The 22,318-nt window shown below is 62.2% G+C and carries 16 protein-coding genes; 5 read left to right on the top strand and 11 right to left on the bottom strand.

The annotated features are described in order from the left end of the window. Nucleotides 1-226: 226 nt before the first annotated feature. Nucleotides 227-1,501, bottom strand: coding sequence for a cytochrome P450 (locus AC5ZGW_RS00590; RefSeq protein WP_130227250.1), 1,275 nt, complete (start codon nt 1,499-1,501; stop codon nt 227-229). 123 nt (nt 1,502-1,624) lie between these two features. Next, the gene (locus AC5ZGW_RS00585; RefSeq protein WP_130227249.1) at nt 1,625-2,896 is read right to left on the bottom strand and encodes a cytochrome P450; all 1,272 of its coding nucleotides are present in this window, start codon (nt 2,894-2,896) and stop codon (nt 1,625-1,627) included. 364 nt (nt 2,897-3,260) lie between these two features. Here AC5ZGW_RS00585 and AC5ZGW_RS00580 point away from each other — a divergent pair, with 364 nt between their 5' ends. The 3 genes from AC5ZGW_RS00580 to AC5ZGW_RS00570 all read left to right on the top strand — a co-directional run bounded on the left by AC5ZGW_RS00580 (nt 3,261) and on the right by AC5ZGW_RS00570 (nt 7,033). Further along, nucleotides 3,261-4,433, top strand: a complete 1,173-nt coding sequence (locus AC5ZGW_RS00580; RefSeq protein WP_130227248.1) for an isovaleryl-CoA dehydrogenase — start codon at nt 3,261-3,263, stop codon at nt 4,431-4,433. A gap of 347 nt (nt 4,434-4,780) precedes the next feature. After that, nucleotides 4,781-5,932: a DUF898 family protein gene (locus AC5ZGW_RS00575; RefSeq protein ID WP_130227276.1), complete on the top strand. Its 1,152-nt coding sequence runs from the start codon at nt 4,781-4,783 to the stop codon at nt 5,930-5,932. A 3-nt stretch (nt 5,933-5,935) separates the two neighbouring features. Then, nucleotides 5,936-7,033 (top strand): M48 family metallopeptidase, encoded by a 1,098-nt coding sequence (locus AC5ZGW_RS00570; RefSeq protein WP_130227247.1) that lies wholly within the window; start codon nt 5,936-5,938, stop codon nt 7,031-7,033. Nucleotides 7,034-8,057: 1,024 nt separating this feature from the next. Here the strand turns inward: AC5ZGW_RS00570 and AC5ZGW_RS00565 are convergent. Beyond that, nucleotides 8,058-8,807 (bottom strand): DUF2927 domain-containing protein, encoded by a 750-nt coding sequence (locus tag AC5ZGW_RS00565; RefSeq protein WP_245474919.1) that lies wholly within the window; start codon nt 8,805-8,807, stop codon nt 8,058-8,060. 134 nt (nt 8,808-8,941) lie between these two features. Beyond that, entirely contained in the window at nt 8,942-9,514 is a 573-nt protein-coding gene (locus AC5ZGW_RS00560) for a L,D-transpeptidase (protein WP_130228338.1), read from the bottom strand. A 273-nt stretch (nt 9,515-9,787) separates the two neighbouring features. Here AC5ZGW_RS00560 and AC5ZGW_RS00555 point away from each other — a divergent pair, with 273 nt between their 5' ends. After that, a complete protein-coding gene (locus AC5ZGW_RS00555; protein WP_130228339.1) occupies nt 9,788-11,335 on the top strand; it encodes an acetolactate synthase large subunit in 1,548 nt (515 codons plus the stop codon). 11 nt (nt 11,336-11,346) lie between these two features. Here the strand turns inward: AC5ZGW_RS00555 and AC5ZGW_RS00550 are convergent, their stop codons facing one another. Together AC5ZGW_RS00550 and AC5ZGW_RS00545 are read right to left on the bottom strand one after the other, a co-directional pair. Continuing rightward, on the bottom strand, nt 11,347-12,381 hold the full coding sequence (locus AC5ZGW_RS00550) for an HWE histidine kinase domain-containing protein (protein ID WP_474418688.1): 1,035 nt from the start codon (nt 12,379-12,381) through the stop codon (nt 11,347-11,349). Nucleotides 12,382-12,561: 180 nt separating this feature from the next. Further along, nucleotides 12,562-12,777, bottom strand: a complete 216-nt coding sequence (locus AC5ZGW_RS00545; protein WP_130228341.1) for a hypothetical protein — start codon at nt 12,775-12,777, stop codon at nt 12,562-12,564. A gap of 270 nt (nt 12,778-13,047) precedes the next feature. Here AC5ZGW_RS00545 and AC5ZGW_RS00540 point away from each other — a divergent pair, with 270 nt between their 5' ends. After that, nucleotides 13,048-13,230, top strand: coding sequence for a hypothetical protein (locus tag AC5ZGW_RS00540; protein ID WP_130228342.1), 183 nt, complete (start codon nt 13,048-13,050; stop codon nt 13,228-13,230). A gap of 21 nt (nt 13,231-13,251) precedes the next feature. Here the strand turns inward: AC5ZGW_RS00540 and AC5ZGW_RS00535 are convergent, their stop codons facing one another. The 5 genes from AC5ZGW_RS00535 to pgi form a co-directional block, all read right to left on the bottom strand. After that, nucleotides 13,252-15,846 carry an MGH1-like glycoside hydrolase domain-containing protein gene (locus AC5ZGW_RS00535; protein WP_245474917.1) on the bottom strand — a complete coding sequence of 865 codons (2,595 nt, stop codon included), beginning with the start codon at nt 15,844-15,846 and terminating at the stop codon, nt 13,252-13,254. A 128-nt stretch (nt 15,847-15,974) separates the two neighbouring features. Then, entirely contained in the window at nt 15,975-18,041 is a 2,067-nt protein-coding gene (tkt, locus tag AC5ZGW_RS00530) for a transketolase (protein WP_130228344.1), read from the bottom strand. 144 nt (nt 18,042-18,185) lie between these two features. After that, entirely contained in the window at nt 18,186-19,559 is a 1,374-nt protein-coding gene (gene zwf / locus AC5ZGW_RS00525) for a glucose-6-phosphate dehydrogenase (protein WP_130228345.1), read from the bottom strand. 2 nt (nt 19,560-19,561) lie between these two features. Beyond that, the gene (gnd, locus tag AC5ZGW_RS00520; protein ID WP_130228346.1) at nt 19,562-20,593 is read right to left on the bottom strand and encodes a phosphogluconate dehydrogenase (NAD(+)-dependent, decarboxylating); all 1,032 of its coding nucleotides are present in this window, start codon (nt 20,591-20,593) and stop codon (nt 19,562-19,564) included. Nucleotides 20,594-20,667: 74 nt separating this feature from the next. Then, nucleotides 20,668-22,314 (bottom strand): glucose-6-phosphate isomerase, encoded by a 1,647-nt coding sequence (pgi, locus tag AC5ZGW_RS00515; protein ID WP_130228347.1) that lies wholly within the window; start codon nt 22,312-22,314, stop codon nt 20,668-20,670. Nucleotides 22,315-22,318: the final 4 nt, after the last annotated feature.

The following is a 22,318-nucleotide window of genomic DNA, read 5'->3' as shown; positions in this document are numbered from 1 at the left end:
TTGCGGAGGCATGGATTGCTTCGTCGCTTCGCTCCTCGCAATGACGGAGCTGAGGCCCGGCCTGTGGCCTCGCCCTTCGAGACGGTCGCTACGCGACCTCCTCAGGGTGAGGGGATAGAGTGGAGTGCGCCGCTCTCCCCGCGTCATTGCGAGCGAAGCGAAGCAATCCATCTCGCCACTTGTGGAAGCATGGATTGCTTCGTCGCTTCGCTCCTCGCAATGACGATCACCCCGGAATCCGCACCGGCAGCGTCTCATATCCCTTGATGAAGCTGGAATAGATCCGCCGGGGCTCGCCGACCACCTCGATACGGTCGAACCGTTTCAGCATCTCCTGCCAGATGATCTTCAATTGCAGCTCGGCGAGCCGCATGCCGACGCAGCGGTGGATGCCGAAGCCGAACGACAGATGCGTGCGCGGCCGCGGTCGGTCGATGATGAACTCGTTGGGGCGGTCGATCACCTCTTCGTCGCGGTTGCCCGAGACATACCACATCACGACGCGGTCGCCCTTTTTGATCGTCTTGCCGCCGAGCTCGGTATCTTCAAGAGCGGTACGCCGCATATGGGCGAGCGGCGTCTGCCAGCGGATCACTTCCGGCACCATCGAGTCGATCAATTCAGGGTTTTGCCTGAGCTTCTCGTACTGCTCCGGGTTTTCGTTCAGCGCCAGCACCGAGCCGGTCATAGTGTTGCGCGTGGTGTCGTTGCCGCCGACGATCAGCAGGATGAGGTTGCCCATGAGGTTGTCGCGGTCCATGTGCCGCGTCGCATCGCTATGCGCCATCATCGACAACAGATCGTTGCGCGGCGGCGCGTTGACGCGCTCGTTCCAGAGCTTGGCGAAATAGGCGTAGCATTCGTCCATTTCCTTCCGCCGCTGCTCCGGCGAGTCGACGATGCCGCTCTTGGGCAGAGCGGTAGCGACGTCGGACCAGCGCGTCAGCTTGCGCCGTTCCTCCCAGGGGAAGTCGAACAGCGTCGCCAGCATCTGCGTGGTCAATTCGATCGAGACCCTTTCGACAAAGTTGAAGGTCTCGTTGCGCGGCAGGCCGTCCAGCACCCGTTGCGACCGCTCGCGGATCAGCTTGGCAAGTTCGTCCAGATGCGTCGGCGTGAACATCGGCGACACCGTCTTGCGCTGCGCCGAGTGTTTCGGCTGGTCCATCGCGATGAAGCTCGGCCAGTCATAGCCGACCGGCATGTCGCGGATGCCGATGCCGCCAAGCGTCGCATCAGAGGAGAAGATGCCGTGGTTGGTGTCGACATGCATGATGTCGTTGTACTTCGTAACCGACCAATAGGGCTCGATCGGCGCGTTGGTGCAGTAATGCACCGGCTCTTCTTTGCGCAGCCGCTCGAACCACGGCTGCCACGTGTCGTTCTGGAACAGCCTTGGCGCGCCCGGGTGGAAATTCTTCAGCGGCGTCGAATAGGCCTCCTCGCGCGCCAGGCGCATCAGCTCGTTCCTGTCGACCCTGACCGAAGTCTGCACGTTCATGGTTATCAACTCCCAAAAGCGCTAGAGCATTTCGGTTCTGATGGAATCAGAACCGAAGCTCTAGATTCTCGTTTTGACGCGTTTTCTTCACGCGAACCGGTGTCCACTTCGCTCGAAAACGCTCTAGTCCGCGATGCGGACCGGCAGCGTCTCATATCCCTTGATGAAGCTCGAATACACGCGCTTCGGCTCCTCCACCACCTCGATCGTGTCGAAGCGCTTCAGGATCTCTTCCCAGATGATCTTCAACTGCAATTCGGCAAGTCTGAGGCCGACGCAGCGATGGATGCCGAAGCCAAACGAAATGTGAGTGCGGGGACGGGCGCGATCAATGATGAACTCGTAGGGACGTTCGATCACATCTTCGTCGCGGTTGCCCGAGACGTACCACATCACGACCTTGTCACCCTTCCGGATCTGCTTGCCATGGAACTCGATGTCGGCAAGCGCAGTGCGGCGCATATGCGCCAGCGGCGTCTGCCAGCGGATCACCTCCGGCACGAAGCTGTCGATCAAGTCAGGGTTCTGCTTCAGCTTGCGATACTGGTCCGGATTCCGGTTCAGCGCATAGATGCTGCCGGAAAGCGTGTTGCGCGTGGTGTCGTTGCCGCCGACGATCAAGAGGATCAGATTGCCGAGGAAGTTCTTCGGATCCATGTCGCGGGTCGCCGGGCTGTGCGCCATCATCGAGAGCAGGTCACTCTTCGGCGGCTGGTCGATCCGTTCCTTCCACAGCCGCGAGAAATAGCTGGCGCATTCCATCAGCTCTGCCTGCCTCTCGTCCTCGGTCGCGACCAGCCCGCCGGCGCCCGGAAGGGTGGTGGCGACGTCCGACCAGCGCGTCAGCTTGCGCCGGTCCTCCCAGGGGAAATCGAACAGCACCGCCAGCATCTGCGTGGTCAATTCGATCGAGACCCTGTCGACCCAGTCGAACACGTCGCCGCGCGGTAGGTTGTCGAGGCATTCGGTCGAGCGCTTGCGGATGTTGATCGCCAGCTCGTCGAGATGGGTCGGCGTGAACATCGGCGCCACGGTCCGCCGTTGCGCCGAGTGCCGCGGCTGATCCATTGCGATGAAGCTTTCGCGGCGCAGATCCGGGGCGATGTCGCGGATGGTGATGCCGCCGAGCGAGGCGGCCGAGGAGAACACCGAATGGTTGGTCTCGATCTCCATGATGTCGTTATACTTGGTCACCGACCAATAGGGCCCGAACAGGCTGTCCCGGCAATAGTGCACCGGCTCCTCCCGGCGTAGCCGGTCGAAATAGGGCCAGAACGAATCGGTCCGGAACAGTTCGGGAGCGCTGGGGTCGAATTGATCCAGCGGGATCGCATAAGCCCGCTCGCGGGCGGCCTCCTGGGTTTCGCTCTTGATACGATCGACCGTCCCGTGCATGGCGTATCTCCTTGGATCGTCCCGGTCCGGTTGTTCCGTCGGGCGCATTTTTGGCGGATTACAACCCGTCACGCCGCGCAGGGCAAGGGCGAGTTTGGCACATTTGGCCGCATCGGCTTCCACCGAGCCGCGCCTGCGGGGAGAGGGAAGGTACCTACCGCCCTCGTCATTCCGGGGCGTCCGAAGGACGAACCCGGAATCCATTGGGCCGCATATACGTGCGGAGAAATGGATTCCGGGCTCGACGCTTCGCGTCGCCCCGGAATGACGGCGGTGCGGGGAGCGGAAGAAGAAACCTCCCCGTGACAAGCCGCCCGGCAGCGAATAAGCCTAGGGCAACAAGCCATTCTGGAGGCCGCTCGCCATGATTCCCAACGCGCAACGGATGTTCAATTTCGACCTGGGCGAGACCGCGGATGCGATCCGCGAGACCGTGTACGATTTCGCGAGCAACGAGATCGCCCCACGCGCGGCCGAGATCGACCGCACCAACCAATTCCCGCGCGACCTCTGGCCGAAGATCGGCGCGCTCGGGCTGCACGGCATCACCGTCGAGGAGGAATATGGCGGAACAGGCCTCGGCTATCTCGAGCACTGCATCGCGCTGGAGGAGATCTCGCGTGCCTCCGCGTCCGTCGGCCTGTCCTACGGCGCCCATTCCAACCTCTGCGTCAACCAGATCCGCCGCAACGGCAACGAGGCGCAGAAGCGGAAATATCTGCCGAAGCTGATCTCGGGTGAGCATGTCGGCTCGCTCGCAATGTCCGAGCCGAGCGCCGGAAGCGATGTGGTCTCGATGAAGACCCGTGCGGAGAAGAAGGGTGATCGGTTCGTGCTCAACGGCAACAAGATGTGGATCACCAACGGTCCTGTCGCCGAGACGCTGGTGGTCTATGCCAAGACCGATCCGAACGGCGGTCCGCGCGGCATCACCGCTTTTATCATCGAGAAGGGCATGAAGGGGTTCTCCACCGCGCAGAAGCTCGACAAGCTCGGCATGCGCGGCTCCGACACGTGTGAGCTGGTGTTCGAGGATTGCGAGGTGCCGGAGGAGAACGTGCTCAGCGAGGTCGGCCGCGGGGTCAACGTGCTGATGAGCGGCCTCGACTATGAGCGCGCGGTGCTGGCGGCCGGCCCGATTGGCATCATGCAGGCCTGCATGGACGTGGTGATGCCCTATGTGCACGAGCGCAAGCAGTTCGGCCAGCCGATCGGCACTTTCCAGCTCGTGCAGGGCAAGGTCGCCGACATCTATACCACGATGAACGCCTCGCGGGCCTATGTCTATGCGGTGGCGAAAGCCTGCGACCGCGGCGAGACCACGCGCGAGGACGCCGCCGGCGCGATCCTCTACGCCGCCGAGAAGGCGACGCAATGCGCGCTCGACGCCATCCAGCTCCTCGGCGGCAATGGCTACATCAACGACTATCCGACCGGCCGCCTGCTGCGCGACGCCAAGCTCTACGAGATCGGCGCCGGCACCAGCGAAATCCGCCGCATGCTGATCGGCCGCGAACTGTTCGACAAGACCGCGTAGCGGCATTCTCTCCACTTGTCATTCCGGGGCGACGCGAAGCGTCGAACCCGGAATCCATTTCTCCGCCTGCACAAATGGCGAAATGGATTCCGGGCTCGCGACTACGTCGCGCCCCGGAATGACAGGGCGATGTGTGGCTCGATGGATTCTCTGATCTGCAATTGCACATCATAGCTCGTCCTTCGGACGCCCCGGAATGACGGGCACCGGATACCTCCGTCATCTGCACGGCACGTCATTCACTTTACACTCGACTCCTGCGCGAATATCTCGATCACCTTCCTTTGATAAATCTGTGGTTTTGTGCGATCCGCAGAGACCGCCTGGAGTTGATCCCCGTGCACGAGATGAGCTGGACCCCGATTGGGCCGCCGCAGCCGCCGCCCCTGCCTGTCCCGCCGCCGATACCGGTGGCCTTCACGGGCAGTCGCCGCGAATTCTTCGACCTGGTCAAGCGCGGCGCCGGGCTCGAATTCGTCACGCTCGGCTTCTACCGGTTCTGGCTGGCGACCGACATGCGCCGTCATCTCTGGTCCAACACCGAGATCGAAGGCGACGCCGCAGAATATACCGGCCGCGGCAAGGAGCTTCTGATCGGCTTCCTGGTCGCGCTCGCGATCCTGGTGCCGGTTTACCTCGCTTATTTCTTGGTCGGCCTCGAGGCCGAGCGCGCCCAGGCTTTCGCCAGCATTCCGCTGGTGGCGTTCTTCTATCTGTTCGGACAGTTCGCGATCTTTCGCGCGCGCCGCTACCGCCTGACGCGGACGGTGTGGCGCGGCGTGCGATTCTGGATGAGCGGCTCCGGCTGGGCCTATGCCGGGCTCTCGGCGTTGTGGGGACCCGCGGTGATCGTCACCCTCGGCCTCGCCCTGCCGTGGCGCGTCGCGGCGCTCGAGCGCTACAAGATGCGCCATTCCTACTATGGCGACCTGCAGGGCAGCTTCGAGGGGCGCGGCTGGGAGTTCTTCAAGCGCGGCTGGTGGCTCTGGCTGTTGGTGCCGGTGGCAGTCTGCATCGTGCCGCTCGCGCCCTTCATCTACGGTGCCTACAAAGCGGTCGAATGGCGATGGTGGTTGTCCGGCCTCCGCTTCGGCGGCGTGCGGCTCGAGTCGACGCTGAAGCGCGGCGCGCTGATCGGGCTTTATTGGAAAGTGATCGGCTGGATTGTCGTGCTCGGCCTCGTGTTTGCGGCCTGGCTCGCGCTATCCGCGGTGCTGGTCGCCAGCGTGAGCGCAACGCCGCTCAAGGAATTCCTCGCGAGCCAGGAATTTACCGGGAGCATTCCGTTCCTGGTGCTCCTGGGCGTTGGCTATCTCCTGTTCGCGCTCGCCATCAATGTCGTGATCCGCGTCTATCTGATGCGCGATCTCTGGGTGAAGGTGCTGGGGTCGACGATCGTCCATGGCATCGACGCGACGGCCAATGTCTCCGCCCGAGGTGAGCTCGCCAACGCGCTCGGCGAGGGCTTCGCCGACGGTCTCGACGTCGGGGGCTTTTGACCCATGAGCGGGGCGATCGACAGTGGACTTAGCTCCGCCTTCTATTTCGACGGCACGTCGAGCAAGCGGCACGCGGTCACGCTGCGACTCGCCGACGTGCTCGAGATCGAGGAGGACGGACAGCGGATCGCCGCCTGGCCCTATGCGGATATCCGCCGCGCCGACGGTCCGTCCGGCAAGCTGCGGCTCGCCTGCATCTCTGCGGCCGCGCTGGCGCGGCTCGAGATCCGCGATGCCGCGCTCGCGGCCGAGTTCGTCGCGCGCTGCGAAAAGCTTGACGAGCATGTGCTCGGCGGCCGCGGCGTTGCGAGCATCGTCGGCTGGTCGCTGGCGGCGACCGTGTCGATCGTCCTGGTCGTGCTGTTCGGCGTGCCGCTTGCCGCCGACCGGCTGGCGGCTCTGGTGCCTGTCGCGTTCGAGCGGCGGCTCGGCGAAGTCGCCGACAGCCAGGTGAAGATGGTGTTCGACGGCAAGTCGTGCGGCAACCCCGCCGGCCAGCGCGCGTTTGAAAAACTCGTCAACACGCTGCGCGAATCCGCTGGCATGGACACGTCGCTGCAATCGGGCGTGCTCTCGACCTCGATTCCGAACGCCTTCGCGTTGCCGGGCGGCAGGGTCTATGTGTTGGATGGGCTGCTCGCGAAAGCCGAAAATGTCGATGAGCTCGCGGGCATCCTCGCCCACGAGCTCGGCCATCTCCAGCATCGCGACGGCCTGCGCGGCATGATCCACAATGGCGGCACCTCGTTCCTGATCGGCCTCTTGTTCGGCGACATCACCGGCTCCGGCGCGGTGATCTTCGGCTCGCGGACGCTGGTGAACGCATCGCATTCCCGCGAAGCCGAACAGAACGCCGACAGCTTCGCGATCGAGACCATGCACCGGCTCGGCCGGCCGACCAAGCCGATGGGAGAATTGATGTTCCGCATCACCGGCAAGGAAGGCGACAGGGGCCTGTCGCTGATCGCAAGCCACCCCATGACCGAAGACCGCCTCGCCCGTATGACCCGCGAAAACCGCCCCGCCAGCGGCCCACCATTGTTGACCGCGGGAGAGTGGCGCGCGCTGAAGTCGATCTGCAGCGCCGGCACCAGGCTCTGACGCTTCAGTCCCACACTCGCCGTCATTCCGGGGCGCGCCTCTTGGCGCGAGCCCGGAATCCATCGGGCCGCATGCGTCGGCGGAGAAATGGATTCCGGGCTCGATGCTGTCGCATCGCCCCGGAATGACGGTGGAGAAAAATTCGCGAGCGATCTCAACGTGATTTGCCCTGTCCAGCCCTCGCGCAAAAAACATTCCGCTTCCGTCGTCGGGCAAATCAGTGATTTAACTCCGCGCGTCTCACCCGAGAGAGGGGCGGCTCGCGATCGTCACGAACGTTGCGGTGAGATGCGGTGGACGCAGATGTTGCGAACGACGAACGCAGCATCAGCGGACGGCGAAGTCGTGTGGTCCTGGCGCCCCGACGCTGGCGCTAAGTACGCGAGCAGCAAGAGCTGCCGCGGACGACGGTGGCAAGAAAGCCCGGTCACCGAGGAGAGCACGAAGTAAGCCGTAAACCATCGCGCAGGGAAAGCCGGAATGCTTCGGTTGAACCTGTGGTCCTACCCCCGTGCTTTTTGTTGCACGGGACCCACGGGTGCAACCGGCACCCGGCTTTCCCTGCGCCCTCTATTGAATGAGAGGGTGGAAAGTGCAGCAAAGCTCGGACGCAATGCGCCGCGAGAACGCGAACTCACATCCGCTGAGTCACACCTAGGATGGGTAGAGCGAAGCGAAACCCATCATGCGTGCGGCTTGCTCCATCGCGATGGGTTTCGCTTCGCTCTACCCATCCTACGGAATTGCTGTTTGAAAATTGAATCAGAACTTTCCGCGACGCCGTAGGGTGGGCAAAGCGAAGCGTGCCCACCATCGCGAGCACTGCGCTGGATGGTAGGCACGGCGCTGTCAATTGGTGCGCCCTCTCCCCTTGTGGGAGAGGGCTACTCCGTCGCTAGCCAAGAGCGCACATGGGTGAGGGGTCTTTCTCCACGCGCACCGTCGCCCGCCGAGACAACCCCTCATCCGTCGCGCATTGCATGCGCGCCACCTTCTCCCACAAGGGGAGAAGGGAAGCACCCCCTCACTCCGGCAGATTGTTCACCTTCTTCACCCAGGCGCGGACGTCGGCGAGGACGTCGGGCAGCAAGGCCTTGACGTCCTGCACGGTCATGCCGGCCTTGATGCGGGGATCGTAGAGCAGGTTGAGGATGTACTGGTCGTAGATGTCGAAATAGCCCATCGAGACGTTGTCGTTGAACATGGTCCAGGGCACGCTCGAGGTATCGTTGATCGGGCCGAGCGACTGCAGCAGTTCCTCATAGGCGCAATCGAAGAAGACGAAGTCGCCGTTATCGACCGTGAGGATCACGTCGGAATGCTCGATCTCGAAATTGTCGTTCTTGCGAAAGCCGCTCAGGCATTGCGGGTCGAGCGAGGAGCGGATTTCTTTCGCGCGCTCGCTGCCATAGAAGGTCGTGATGGTGCGATAGAGATCGCGGTCGCGCACCAGCTTCACCCTCACATTGGCGATCTCGCTGCTCTCGGTCATGGCGATGTCGAGGTGCTGGACCTTGGCGGCGACATCGCCGACGATCTTTGCGAGCTGCGCCTTGCGGTCGGCGCGGGTGCCGTCGGCGAACACCCTGATCGGGGAGTCATATTTGCGGATGCGGTCGACGCGGCCGGCGAGGTGGTACTCGGCGCCGAACGCCGTCTTCATGAAGCCTTCGATGATCTCGCTATCGGTGAAGGCTTTCTTCTCGTTGCGCTGGCGCGCGGCGATCGATGGGTTCTCGCCCGACCATGCCGACGGCGCAACGAGGCCGGGCATGATCGCGGCCGGGGCGATTGCGAGGACGAGGATAGCCAGGATACGGTGAAGCGTGCACATCGCTATAACGCTGCCGCAATCACCGTGCGCGCGCAAGCTTGCTTGCGCATGGCAGCGCTGGTTCCCGCACCGTCCTAATTCTTGACGACGACGGTGGTGCCCACGGAAACGCGGCTATAGAGATCCACCACATCCTCGTTGGTCATGCGGAAGCAGCCCGACGATACCGCCTGTCCGATTGTCTCCGGCTCGTTCGAGCCGTGGATGCGGTAGAGCGTCGAGCCGAGATACAGCGCGCGGGCGCCGAGCGGATTTTCGACGCCGCCGGCCATGTGGCGCGGCAAGTCGGGACGGCGCCGCAGCATCTGCGCCGGCGGCGTCCAGCTCGGCCATTCCTTCTTGGCGGTGATGCGATGGGTTCCGCCCCAGCGGAAGCCGTCGCGGCCGACCCCGATGCCATAACGCAGCGCCTGGCCGTCATTGAGGACGAGATAAAGCCGTCGCTCGGCGGTGTTGATGACGACCGTGCCCGGCGCATAACGGCTCGGGTACATCACGGTCGTCCGTTGGATCGGGCTCGCGCCGGTGCCGAAGAAGCTGGGGCCGCCGCCCATGATGTCGCGGGTGTCGAAGAATTGGGCCTGCGCCTGACCGGCGCCTCCCAGCATCAAGAGCGCCGCCGCCAGCAAAACCCTGCCCCGTGTCATTGCCTTCCTCGCGTTATTTCCAGCCTCATGAAAGTGAGGCCATAAGTTGTTCGAATGCGCAACCCACGCCGCCGTGAGCGACGGATTTTCGGGCACCGCGGTTAAAAAAGGCAACACATCAGAAACGATGGCAGCAATGTCCCGCTAAACCTTTGACGAAACGGGCGAACAATGGTTGATCTGGGCTCGGAACGCCGGGCTTGAGATAGTCGACTTGGGCCAACACAACATTACTTGGGCCAACAAAACAGCGCGGGAATGCGGGAGCGAGACATGAATGGTGCGGAAAGTCTGGTACGGACATTGGTCGCGGGCGGCGTCGACGTCTGCTTCACCAATCCCGGCACCTCCGAGATGCATTTCGTCGCCGCGCTTGACAGGGTCGAGGGCATGCGCTGCGTGCTCGGCCTGTTCGAGGGCGTGGTGACGGGGGCGGCCGACGGTTATTTCCGTATCAAGGAAACACCCGCTTCGACGCTGCTGCATCTCGGCCCGGGTCTCGCCAACGGCCTTGCCAACCTGCACAACGCCAAGAAGGCGAATTCCGGCATCGTCAACATCGTCGGCCAGCACGCGACCTACCACATCGCGTATAACGCGCCGCTGACCTCCGACATCGAGGGCCTGGCGCGGCCGATGTCGGCCTGGGTCAGGACCTCGCCGGACGCCAAGTCGGTCGCCGCCGATGGCGCCGCCGCGATTGCCGCCGCCAAGAGCACGCCGCCGCAGATCGCGACCCTGATCCTGCCGGCCGACACCGCCTGGAACGAGGCTGACGGTATCGCCCAGGTCCCGGCCGAAAGCCAGCGGCCGAACTATTCGGCACAGGCGGTGGAAGCGGCGGCCAAGATCCTGCGCGAAGGCGGCTCGCGGAACCTGTTGCTGCTGACCGGCGGTGCGCTGAGCGAGCACGGGCTGGCGCTGGCCCAGCAGATCGCCGGCAAGACCGGCTGCAAGGTGATGGGTCAGACCTACAATCCGAAAATGGCCCGCGGCAGGGGTCGCTTCCTGATCGACCGCATTCCTTACGTGATCGAGCAGGCGCTGCCGATCCTCAAGGACTTCAAGAACATCGTGCTGGTCGAGGCCAACGACCCCGTCGCCTTCTTCGCCTATCCGAACAAGCCGAGCCTTCTGAAGCCGGAGGGGTGCGAGGTGCACCGCATGACCTCGGGCGGGGAGAATTCGGTGGCGGCGCTGGAGGCGCTGGCTGGCGCGCTCGGGGCCAAGCCGCAGGACGTCAAGCCGCAGAAGCTTGTCGAGCTTGCGAAGCCGACTGGCGCGCTGACGTTTGCCTCGATCGCGCAGGCGATCGCGTGCGCGATTCCGGAGAACGCCATCGTGGTCGATGAATCCATCACCACCGGCCGCGGCTTCTTCCCGCCGACGGCGGCCGCCGCGCCGCATGACTGGCTGCAGAACATGGGCGGCTCGATCGGCTTCTCGCCGCCGGTTGCGACCGGCGCCGCGGTGGCCGCTCCCGATCGCAAGGTGATCTGCATGGTCGGCGACGGCTCTTCGATGTACACGATCCAGGCGCTGTGGACGCAGGCCCGCGAGAACCTCAACGTCGTCACCATTGTGTTCGCCAATCGCATCTACCAGATCCTGCGCGGCGAGTTCGACGGCGTCGGCGCCGGCGAGCCGGGTAAGCGCGCGCAGGACATGCTGAAGATCGACCGGCCGACCATCGACTTCGTCTCGCTCGCCAAGGGCATGGGCGTGCCCGGCCGCGCGGTCACCACGGCCGACGAGTTCAACAAGGCGCTCGCGGAGGCGATCGCCGAGCCGGGACCGAGGCTGATCGAGGTGCAGATGTAAGGGGCTGCTCGCTACGCCGCGATATCCGGGAAGCAGAATTCGCAGATCAGGCCTTCCGGCTTCCACTGCCGGGTGATGGTGCCGCTCAAGGTGCGGACCACGCCGTCGACGGCGTCGACGCCAAATCCGGTGCGGGTGGGCTCGGCCACTCTTGGTCCGCCGCTCTCCTGCCAGCGCAGCGAAAGGTTGGCGTTATCGGTCCGCCAACTGACGGCGATCTTTCCCGAGGGGCTGGAGAGCGAGCCATATTTGGCGGCGTTGGTGGCGAGCTCATGCACGGAGACCGCGATCGCCTGCGCCAGCGTGGCCGTCAGCCTCAAATCGCCGCCGTCTATCGCGACCCGTCTCGAGTCGTCCACCGCATAGGGCTTGAGCTCCTGTTCGATGATCGCGCGGATGTTGGCGCCGGTCCAGCGCGACACCGAGAACAGCCGCTGCACATTGGCGAGCGCGCTGAGGCGCCCCTGGAAGACCGCCTGGAACTCCTCCGCAGTATCGGCCTTGGTCAGGCGCAGGATCGCCTGGATCACCGCCAGCAGATTGTTGGCGCGATGATCGACCTCCCAAGCGAGCCGCATCATGCGCTCCTCGGCCTGCTTGCGCATGGTGGTATCGACCAGCATGTTGACGGCGCCGATCAGCCGGCCGTCAGCGTCGCGCAAGGGCGTGGGGTAGGGCATGAAACAGATGCGCGAGCCATCGGGCCGTTCGGCGATTGCTTCCACGTTGCGCACCGGGCGGTTCTCACGAAGCGCGATCGCCATCGGGCATTCCTCATGCGCAAGCGGCGTGCCGTCCGTGCGGAACAGCTTCCAGCTCACGCACCACATGTCGCCGATGGCAGGCACACGGCCGGCGAACTCGATGCAAGCGTGGTTGAAGAAGGTGATGCGACCGTCTGCATCCGTCGTGTAGATCGCGGCGGGCAGCGCCTGAAGCACATCGCGAAACTGCTGCTCGTCGGCGTCGGCGCTGATCGCGGTGTGATGCGCCAGGATCTTTTCGATCTCTGCTTCTTCTTCCGAATCGTCAAAGAGGTTCAGCATCACCCGTCCATGCCCGCAGGTCTTCAGCCGGTAATTCGACACTAAGGGAAATGTTCCTCCCGGCGCGTGCAGTGGCCTGCAATTCAGGGGAAATCCGGACGCAAGGACGGTGAGCACAGCGACGAGGCACATCAAAAAAGGCCGCCCCGAAGGACGGCCTTGATCCCCATGAATCCTGTCTTACTGATGCATCGTGTCTTCGCCGGATTTCTTCGACGACTTCTTGGCCACCTTCTTCGAGCTCTTCTTCGGCGCCATTTTCGACGCATCATCCTTGCTCGCATTGTCGCTCTGCGCCGCGGGGCCAGTGGTGCCGCCGGACTTGTCGGTGGTCTGTGCTGAAGCGGCCGACGAAACAAACGCCAGTGCGGTGGCGGCGATAATCAGTTTACGCATCGGATGGTTCTCCCAAGTTGGCCCCCGCCCTCAACGGAACCGCGATACGTCCGGTTCCGTCGCCCCGATCAGCAGTCCGTGAACGGCGCGTGAACTCCCGCGCCGACGCTGCGATCAAGAACCCAATCCGAAGACCCTAGCCAACCAAACTGGCGTCACGCTAAACTAAAAAAATCCATGTATTGTATGGATTTGTGTCGGTATGTAGCCATAGTGGGGCCATTGGCGGCGCCACGGGCAACAGCGAAGCCGCCTTTGTCGAGACAAAGCGTGTCTGGCGCAAGGTCGGTGCTGCCGGACGCGCCTTGTTCGAGCCGCAAGAAGACTTCATGGGGCTTCGGTGGTGAGGATAACGACGAAGGGCAACGGCGCCCGACGGAAGAGCAGCAGCGCAATCTGACCGAAGAGGAGCGAAGGAAGTTCCATCGCATCGACCCACGAAGCACGCTGTGACCGAACCCCACATTAGGAAACTTATGCCTCCTGACTCGCGCTCGACGTAGGTGATGAACAAAGTGAAATATTGCGCCATCTGCAGGCGTCCCTATCATTTCGCAAACGCCGATTAGCCACCAGCGCGCCGGCGAGAGCGGTCCAGCCGGTCTGATGCGAGGCGCCAAAGCCCTCGCCGGTGTCGCCATGAAAATACTCGTAGAAGAGCAATAAATCGCACCAAGGCCCGCCGCGCCGGAAGCGGGGATTTAGTCCCAGCGCTGGTCGCTGGCCTTCTGCGTTCCGGAGAAACAATTTGAGCAGTCGACGCTCGAGTTCTTCGGCCACTTGCTCGAGGCTTGCCTGCCTGCCTGATCCTGTCGGCAGTTCAACGGTAAAGTCTTCGCCGAGGCTGGTATGAAGATGTCGTAGCGACTCGATCGCGAGAAAATTGAGCGGGAACCAAATCGGTCCGCGCCAGTTCGAATTGCCGCCGAACAGTCCGGTCCGAGATTCACCCGGCTCGTAGTCGAGACGAGCGACATGTCCGTCCATGTTGACGATAAGCGGATGTTCGCGGTGGTAACGCGACAGCGATCGCAGCCCGTAAGACGACAGAAACTCCGACTCGTCGAGCATACACGCGAGGATCCGCTTCATCCGCGACTTGCCTACCAGCGAGATCAGCCGAGGGCGTTCATTGGCCGGCGACATGTGCAGAAATTCTGCAAGGCCCGGCTTGTTCTCGATGTACCAGAGCGCGCGCTTGCGAAACATCGGCAGTCGTTCCCACAGCGCCGCATCGAGCTGTACGGCCGCAAAGATTGGCAACAATCCCACCATGGAACGCGCGCGCACCGTGAAAGTCGAGCCGTCGCGCTTGCGAAGTCGATCGTAGAAAAAGCCGTCTTGGTCGTCCCAGAGCTTGCTCATGGCGGCGCCGATGAGAGCGAAATGCTCGAAGAACTTTACCGCGACGTCTTCGTAGCTAGGCTGATGGTTGGCAAGCAGCAGAGCCATCTCCAGCATGTTGAGACAGAACTTGGCCATCCAGGCGGTGCCATCCGACTGCTCCAGGACGTCGCCGTCGGGAAGCATCTGCGAGCGGTCGAACGGGCCGATATTGTCGAGTCCGAGAAAGCCGCCCTCGAACACGTTGTCGCCACATGCGTCTTCTCGATTTACCCACCAGGTGAAGTTGATCAGGAGCTTTTGAAAAGTGCGAGCCAGAAAATCGAAGTCGGTGCCGCCATCGATCCGGAACACTGCAAGCGTGGCCCACGCCTGAACTGGCGGATTCACATCTCCAAAATTCCATTCATACGCCGGCAATTGGCCGTTCGCGTGCATGTACCATTCGCGCGTCAGCAGCAGCAATTGATGCTTCGCTGCTGAGGGGTCGATGTGCGCCAGCACCACGCAATGGAAGGCGAGGTCCCATGAGGCATACCACGGATACTCCCATTTGTCGGGCATGGCGATGATGTCGTGGTTGTTGAGATGGCGCCAGCCCGCGTTGCGACCTGACGCGCGTGCCTCGGGCGGACGTATGATGTCGCCGTCGAGCCAGCGCGCGACGTCGTAGTGGTAGAACTGCTGGCCCCACAGCATTCCGGCGAACGCCTGCCGCATGACTGCGGCCTCGTCCTCGCTCGCGCCGTCAGGGGTCAGCGCTTTATAGTATTCGTCAGCTTCGCGGCTCCGGTCGGCGTGGATCCGCTCGAAGTCTGCCCCGAGGCTCGCGGTCTGGCCGTGCCCATCACGTGCGAGGCGAAGCCTGAGCTCGACAGTTTCGCCGGCAGCGACTTCGAGGCGATACCAGCAGGCCATTTTTGTACCCTGCTTGGCAGGATTTACCGTTGCCGCACCGTGAAGGACGTGGTCGTTGATGCCGTCCTTTGGATACGGCGTCTGCTCGGCGGTGATATCATACAGGTACCGGGCATTGGTTTCGTTCTCACAGAACAGCAGCCGTGGCGGCTTTCCCGCCGGATCCGTCCCGGCAGTGAAGCGCCAGCGACCCAGCAGTTCTTCTTCAGCGATCGCGCCGACGTTGCCAGTTTCAGCAGTCGCCCGGATCATCGGCCGCGCGACGCCGGCCTCCCATGACCAGCGGTTGCGGAACCACAGAGTCGGAAGCACGTGAAGCTCAGCCGGATCGGGTCCCGCGTTACGAACGCTGATGCGCATGCATATGTCATCAGGTGACGCCTTGGCGTAATCCGCCGCGATCTGCCAGTAACGGTCCCCTTCGAAAATGCCGGTATCCACGAGTTCAAATTCGACCTCGTCCTTGTTGCGTCTTGCGTTCTCCTGCCGAAGCAACGCGTAGGGAAACTCTGCCTGGGGATAGTAGTAACGCCAACGAAGCCATGAACTGGTCGGTGTTGCGTCGATGTACCACCAGTACTCCTTGGCGTCTTCGCCGTGATTTCCTTCTGGACCAGCGAGACCGAAGATGCGTTCCTTCAGGAAGGGGTCACGTCCATTCCAAAAGGCAAGAGCAAAACACAGGCGCTGCGCTCGATCGCAAAGGCCGGCAAGACCGTCCTCGTTCCACCGATAGGCGCGCGAGCGCGCGTGTTCGTATGGGAAGTATTGCCAGGCCTGTCCGTCGGCACTGTAGTCTTCGCGCACGGTACCCCAGGCGCGCTCGCTGACGTATGGCCCGATCGTTTTCCAGTTGCCAGGCGTGTCCGGCGACGAATCTTGAAGCCGCGCGTGCTCCGCCGATAGCGGCTTTCGCTCCTCAAGGATATTCATGGCTATGTGGCTTTTGCAGGCCGCAAGAGCGCCTTGGCCGTCGTCACAACGTTATCGACGGTGAATCCGAACTCCTGCTGCAGGGCCTTCAGCGGGGCGGAGGCGCCGAAAGTGTGCATGCCGATGACCCGACCGGTCGGGCCAACGTAACGCTCCCAACCGAACGTTGACGCCTGCTCGATTGCGAGGCGGGTCGTGACCTCCGGCGGCAAGAGGGCGTCGCGGTATTCCTGCGTCTCGCGTTCGAAGACATCCCAGGAAGGCATCGAGACCACGCGCGAGCGGATACCATCCGAGCTAAGTCTCTCATGAGCCTCGGCCGCGAGACTCAACTCGCTGCCGGTAGCAATCAAGATGATGTCCGGCTTGCCGTCAGCGGCGTCGGCAAGCACGTAGGCGCCTCGCGATGTCCCGGATGCCGATGCATATTTGCTGCGATCGAGGGTCGGTAACGGTTGACGAGACAGAACCAGCAAGGCTGGCCGATGACGAAGCTGCATGACGTAGCGATAGACTTCCACCACTTCGTTGGCATCACCCGGCCGGAACAGCGTCATACCCGGCATTGCCCGCATTGAAGCGAGTTGCTCGATTGGTTGATGCGTTGGGCCGTCTTCGCCATCGCCCATGGCATCATGGGTAAAAGCAAAGATCACGGGTAGTTCCATTAGCGCCGCCAGTCGTATCGCGGGCCGGGCGTAGTCGCTGAAAATCAGAAAGGTCGCGCCGAACGGCCGCAGCTTCGAGAGTGCCAGACCGTTGAGAATTGCAGCCATCGCGTGTTCGCGGATGCCGAAATGGAAGTTCTTGCCGCCCGGTGTGGCGGCCTGAACATCGCCTGCGCCTTCAAAGGTTAGCAGCGTCTTGGTCGATGGACCCAGATCTGCCGAACCGCCAATCAACCAGGCAACGTTTTGCGCCAGAACGTTCAGGACCTTTCCCGACGCCTCACGCCCCGCGAGCCCCTTCAGATCTGCCGGGAATGACGGCAGGTTGCGGTCCCAGCCTGCCGGAAGCTCGCGGCGTTGCATCTGATCAATCTCGGTCGCCAGCGGGGCATACTTCGAGCGGTAATCAGTGAACAGAGCTTGCCATTTGCGGTGCGCCTCGCCGCCTCGCTCACCGACGCCGGCGGCGAAGTGTTCGAGAACGCCGTCAGGCACCAGGAAATTCGAGTCTTCGGGCCAGCCATAGGCGCGTTTGGTGAGTTTGACTTCTTCAACGCCGAGCGGCTCGCCATGCGCCGCGGCCGTATCGTGGCGGTGTGGCGAGCCATATCCGATATGGCTGTTGAGTATCACCAGCGTCGGTCGGCCTTTCGTATCGCGAAACGTTGCCAGGGCCTGTTCAATGCCGGCAATGTCGTTGGCGTCATTAACGTGAAGGATATTCCAGCCATAGCCGGTGAAACGAACGGCTACATCTTCGGTGAACGCCAGCCGCGTGCTGCCTTCTATCGTGATGTGGTTGTTGTCGTAGATCCAGCACAGATTATCGAGGCCGAGGTGGCCGGCGAGCGATGCCGCTTCAGAGCCAACGCCCTCCATCAGGCATCCGTCTCCGCATACGGCATAGATGTCGTAATCGAAGATGGCAAAATCCGGCTTGTTGTAGCGCGCAGCGAGCCAGCGCTGCGCGATTGCCATCCCGACGCTGGTCGCAATGCCTTGTCCGAGCGGGCCGGAAGTCGTCTCCACGCCGGATACCAAGTGGTATTCGGGATGCCCTGGCGCATGACTTCCGAACTGACGAAAGCGCCGGATATCGTCGAGGGTGACAGCAGGCCTGCCCAACGTCTCGTACTCAGCATTCACGGCCTGTGTACGGGTAAGGTAGAGCACTGACCACAGTAGCATCGATGCGTGGCCGTTCGACAGCACGAAGCGATCACGGCCGGGCCAGATCGGATCTTGCGGGTCGAAGCGCATGACTCGGTTCCAGAGCGTATAGACGAGCGGCGCAATCGCCATTGGTGTGCCGGGATGGCCCGAGTTGGCGGCCTGGACCGCGTCAATCGACAGTGTGCGAATGGTGTTGATCGCGAGCTGGTCGAGTTCGGCGTCTGTCATGGCTGATTTCCTCCCGCGGGTGTCGATTACAGGCCGCCTGCGCGCGGCAGCCGTGTACGTGCATCGTCAGCGATAGGCTGCCGTCATCAAGCAACAGAGCCGGGGATCGAGGAGCACTTCGATCTTCATTCCTCACTCTCTGCGTTACGCTACCGTTGGGTTGTGCCAGCCGCCCGGGGGGGTGACATTCTTGTCCACTTCGTGAGGCCCCCAGCTTCCGGCTTGATATTCGTAGACGGGAGTCGCCTTCTTCAAGACCGGATCGACGATCCGCCATGCTTCTTCGACATAGTCCTGTCGTGCAAACAGCGTTCGGTCGCCATTCATGGCGTCGCCGAGCACGCGTTCATACGCATCCATTTCCTCTGGGCCTGGGCGCCGGCTCGCCAACAATTCAACCGGCTCGCCGACCTCTCGGTCATCCTCGTCCATCACCATCGTGCCAAGGGCAATGGCCATGTCGGGATTGATGCGAAACCGCAAATAATTGGGTATCGCGGCGCAATGGGGAAAGATCCGCGGCGCCTCACGAAGGCGTACGATCACTTCCGTGCAAGTCACCGGAAGCGATTTTCCGGCACGGATATAAAATGGCACTCCCTGCCAGCGCCAGGAGTCGATCTCCAGCCGCAACGCAGCGAACGTCTCCACTTGCGAGTCCGGAGCAACGCCAGGCTCCTGCCGGTAGCCGTGAAACTGTCCGCGCACCAGCTCGTTCTCAACGATCGGCGGAATTGATCTCAAGACCTTGACCTTCTCGTCGCGCAAGGATTCGCTGTCGGATCGGGCTGGCGGTTCCATCGCCAGATTGGCCAACACCTGAAACAGATGATTCTGGATCACGTCGCGAATTGTGCCAGTTTGATCATAGAACGCGCCACGACCCTGCACGCCGAAATTCTCCGCCATCGTGATCTGCACGCTGCTCACGAACTTGCGGTCCCAGAACGACTCCAGGAACGCGTTAGCGAAGCGAAAGAAGACCATGTTGTGAACAGGTCGTTTTCCGAGATAGTGGTCTATGCGGAAGATGTGATCTTCGTCGAATCTGGCGAGCAGAATCCTGTTGAGGTTGCGTGCGGAGGCGAGATCATGCCCGAATGGCTTCTCCACAATGACGCGCGCGCCGTTGGTGCAATCGGCAGTGTCGAGCCGTTCCACTACGGTTGCAAACAACGCCGGTGGGATCGCCAGATAGTGTGCTGGCCGCTGTGCCGAACCGAGCTGCTTGCGAAGGGCATCGAACGTAGTCGGATCGGCGTAGTCGCCGTCTACGTAACGCAAAAGACCGGCCAGCTTGTCAAACGCAGCGGCGTCGAGGCCGCCGTGCTTTTCAAGGCTGTCTCGTACTCGGGCCTTGAGCTGGTCGAGTGTCCAGCCGGCCTTTGCGACGCCGATGACAGGCACATCGAGGTGGCCCCGTTTCAGCATCGCTTGCAACGACGGAAAGATCTTCTTGTAGGCAAGATCGCCGGTCGCGCCGAAAAACACCAATGCGTCGGATTTAGGTTCGCTCATGGCTATCTCGGTCTCTCATTGGCCGCCTTTTCCAAGTGTCCACCGAACTCGTAGCGCATCGCCGAAAGCAGCTTGTTCTGGAAATCGGCCTCGCCGCGAGAGCTGAAACGCTCGTATAGCGCCGTCGTCAGGACCGGGGCGGGGACTGCTTCGTCGATCGCTGCTGCAATAGTCCAGCGTCCTTCGCCGGAGTCGGAGACGCGCCCAGCGAATTTGGACAGAGCCGGATCTTCCAGCAACGCGGTTGCTGTCAAATCGAGAAGCCACGAGGCTATCACGCTGCCGCGCCGCCACACCTCTGCGATGTCGGGTAGCTTCAGGTCGTATTGGTAGTGCTCGGGAATGCGAAGCGGTGTTGTTTCGGCGTCCGCCGCGTGCGCGTGCTTGCCGATGTTCGCTGCGCGCAGGATAGCGAGCCCCTCGGCATACGCCGCCATCAGCCCGTACTCGATACCATTATGGACCATCTTGACGAAATGACCGGCGCCGCTCTGCCCGCAGTGGAGATAGCCTTGCTCGGAGGTGCCTGCGGAGGCGCGCTCTCGTCCCGGGGTGCGCGGGATTTCGCCGAGACCGGGAGCGAGGGTCTTGAAGATCGGATCCAGCCGCTGCACGGCCTCGTCAGGGCCGCCGATCATCATGCAGTAGCCGCGCTCGAGACCCCACACGCCGCCGCTGGTGCCGACATCGACATAATGGATGCTGTTGTGCGCCAACTCCTTGGAACGCCTGATGTCATCGATGTAGTAGGAGTTGCCGCCGTCAATCAGAATGTCGCCGGCTTCGAGCAGCGGCAGCAGATCACCGATCGATCTATCTACGACTGCCGCCGGAACCATCAACCAGATCGCGCGCGGCTTTTCGAGCTTCGCCACGAAATCCGCCAGAGAGGCGCTTCCCGTCGCCTTCTCTTTCACCAGTTCTGCAACGGCGTTCGGCGACATGTCGAAGACGACACATTGGTGACCATGTCGAACAAGTCTTCGCACCATATTGGCGCCCATTCGGCCGAGACCGATCATCCCGAGTTGCATGAGTGGCTCCTCTTTTTTTCGCGGTGTGACTTCCCCCCGGGTGCGCAGGTATCCTGGCGTGTCGAGATCAGTATTTAGTGCGACTTCTCCCTGAACGTGCGATGTCGGCGGATCAATGTGTTGGTCGAGCTGTCGTGTCCGAATTTGGGTTCGGCTTCATTGGTGAGTTCCGGGATGATGCGTTGCGCCAGCACCTTGCCGAGTTCGACGCCCCATTGGTCGAATGAATCGATCTGCCAAATTGCGCCCTGCGTGAAGACGTTGTGCTCGTACAGCGCGACGAGTTTGCCGAGAGCCGCGGGTGTTAGCCGTTCCAGCAGAATCGTAGTCGACGGCCTGTTTCCTTCGAACACGCGATGCGGAACGAGCCAATCGGCAGACCCCTCCCGCCTTACTTCGTCAGCCGTCTTGCCAAATGCGAGCGCTTCGCCCTGAGCAAAGACGTTCGCGAGCAGCATGTCGTGCTGCTCTCCAAGATGGTTGAGTGTCTTGTGAAACGCGATGAAGTCGCAAGGAATGAGACGGGTGCCCTGATGGATGAGCTGATAGAACGAATGCTGGCCGTTGGTCCCAGGCTCGCCCCAATAAATCGGACCGGTGTTGTAGTTGAGAGGATTGCCCTCGAGCGTGACGTGCTTGCCGTTGCTCTCCATCGTCAACTGCTGGAGATATGCCGGAAACCGTTTCAGGTATTGTTCGTAGGGCAGCACCGCCACCGTCTGCGCGCCGAAGAAGTTATTATACCAGATGGCGAGCAGCCCCATCAGCACCGGCAGGTTACGCTCGAACGGCGCGGTGCGGAAATGCTCATCCATCTCATGGAAGCCGCCGAGCATGGCGCGAAAGTTGTCCGGGCCGATGGCAAGCATCGTCGAGAGTCCGATCGCGGAGTCCATGGAGTACCGTCCGCCAACCCAGTCCCAGAAGCCGAACATGTTGGCGATATCGATGCCGAACTTCGTCACTTCCTTCGCGTTGGTCGACACCGCGACGAAATGCTTCGCGACCGACTTCTCGTCTCCCCCAAGTCCCGCGAGCGACCAATCGCGCGCGCTCCTGGCGTTGGTCATGGTCTCCAGTGTAGTGAAAGTCTTGGAAGAGATAATGAACAGAGTCTCGGCCGGATCGAGATCGTGGGTCGCTTCCGCGAAATCGGTGCCGTCCACGTTGGAGACGAACCGGAACGTCATCGCGCGGTCGCTGTAATGCTTGAGCGCCTCGTAGGCCATCACCGGCCCCAGATCGGAGCCGCCGATGCCGATGTTGACGATGTTGCGGATTGGCTTGCCGGTGTGGCCGCGCCACGCACCGCCGCGTACGCGATCGGAAAAGTCGGCCATGCGGTCGAGCACCGAATGGACCTGCGGTACAACGTCCTCGCCATCAACCAGGATCGATTGGCCGTTCGGCGCGCGGAGCGCGACATGCAGGACGGCCCGCTTCTCGGAAACGTTGATCTTCTGGCCTCCGAACATCGCATCGATCCGCGCGCGGAGCCCGGACTGTTCGGCCAGTTGCAACAGCAGAGCTAGCGTGTCATCGGTAATCCGGTTCTTCGAGTAGTCGAGGTAGAGCCCGGCTGTTTCGACCGTCAAACGCTCGCCGCGTTTAGGGTCTTGAGCAAAGAGCTCGCGCAGATGCAGGCGGCCGATCTTCTGAAAATGGGCGGACAGGTCCTTCCAGGCGGGAAGCTCGGTGACCGTTTTCGTGGCCGTTGCCATTCAT

Source organism: Bradyrhizobium sp. Crot121, assembly GCF_059512385.1.
This window is presented reverse-complemented; position numbering and strand designations above follow the sequence as displayed.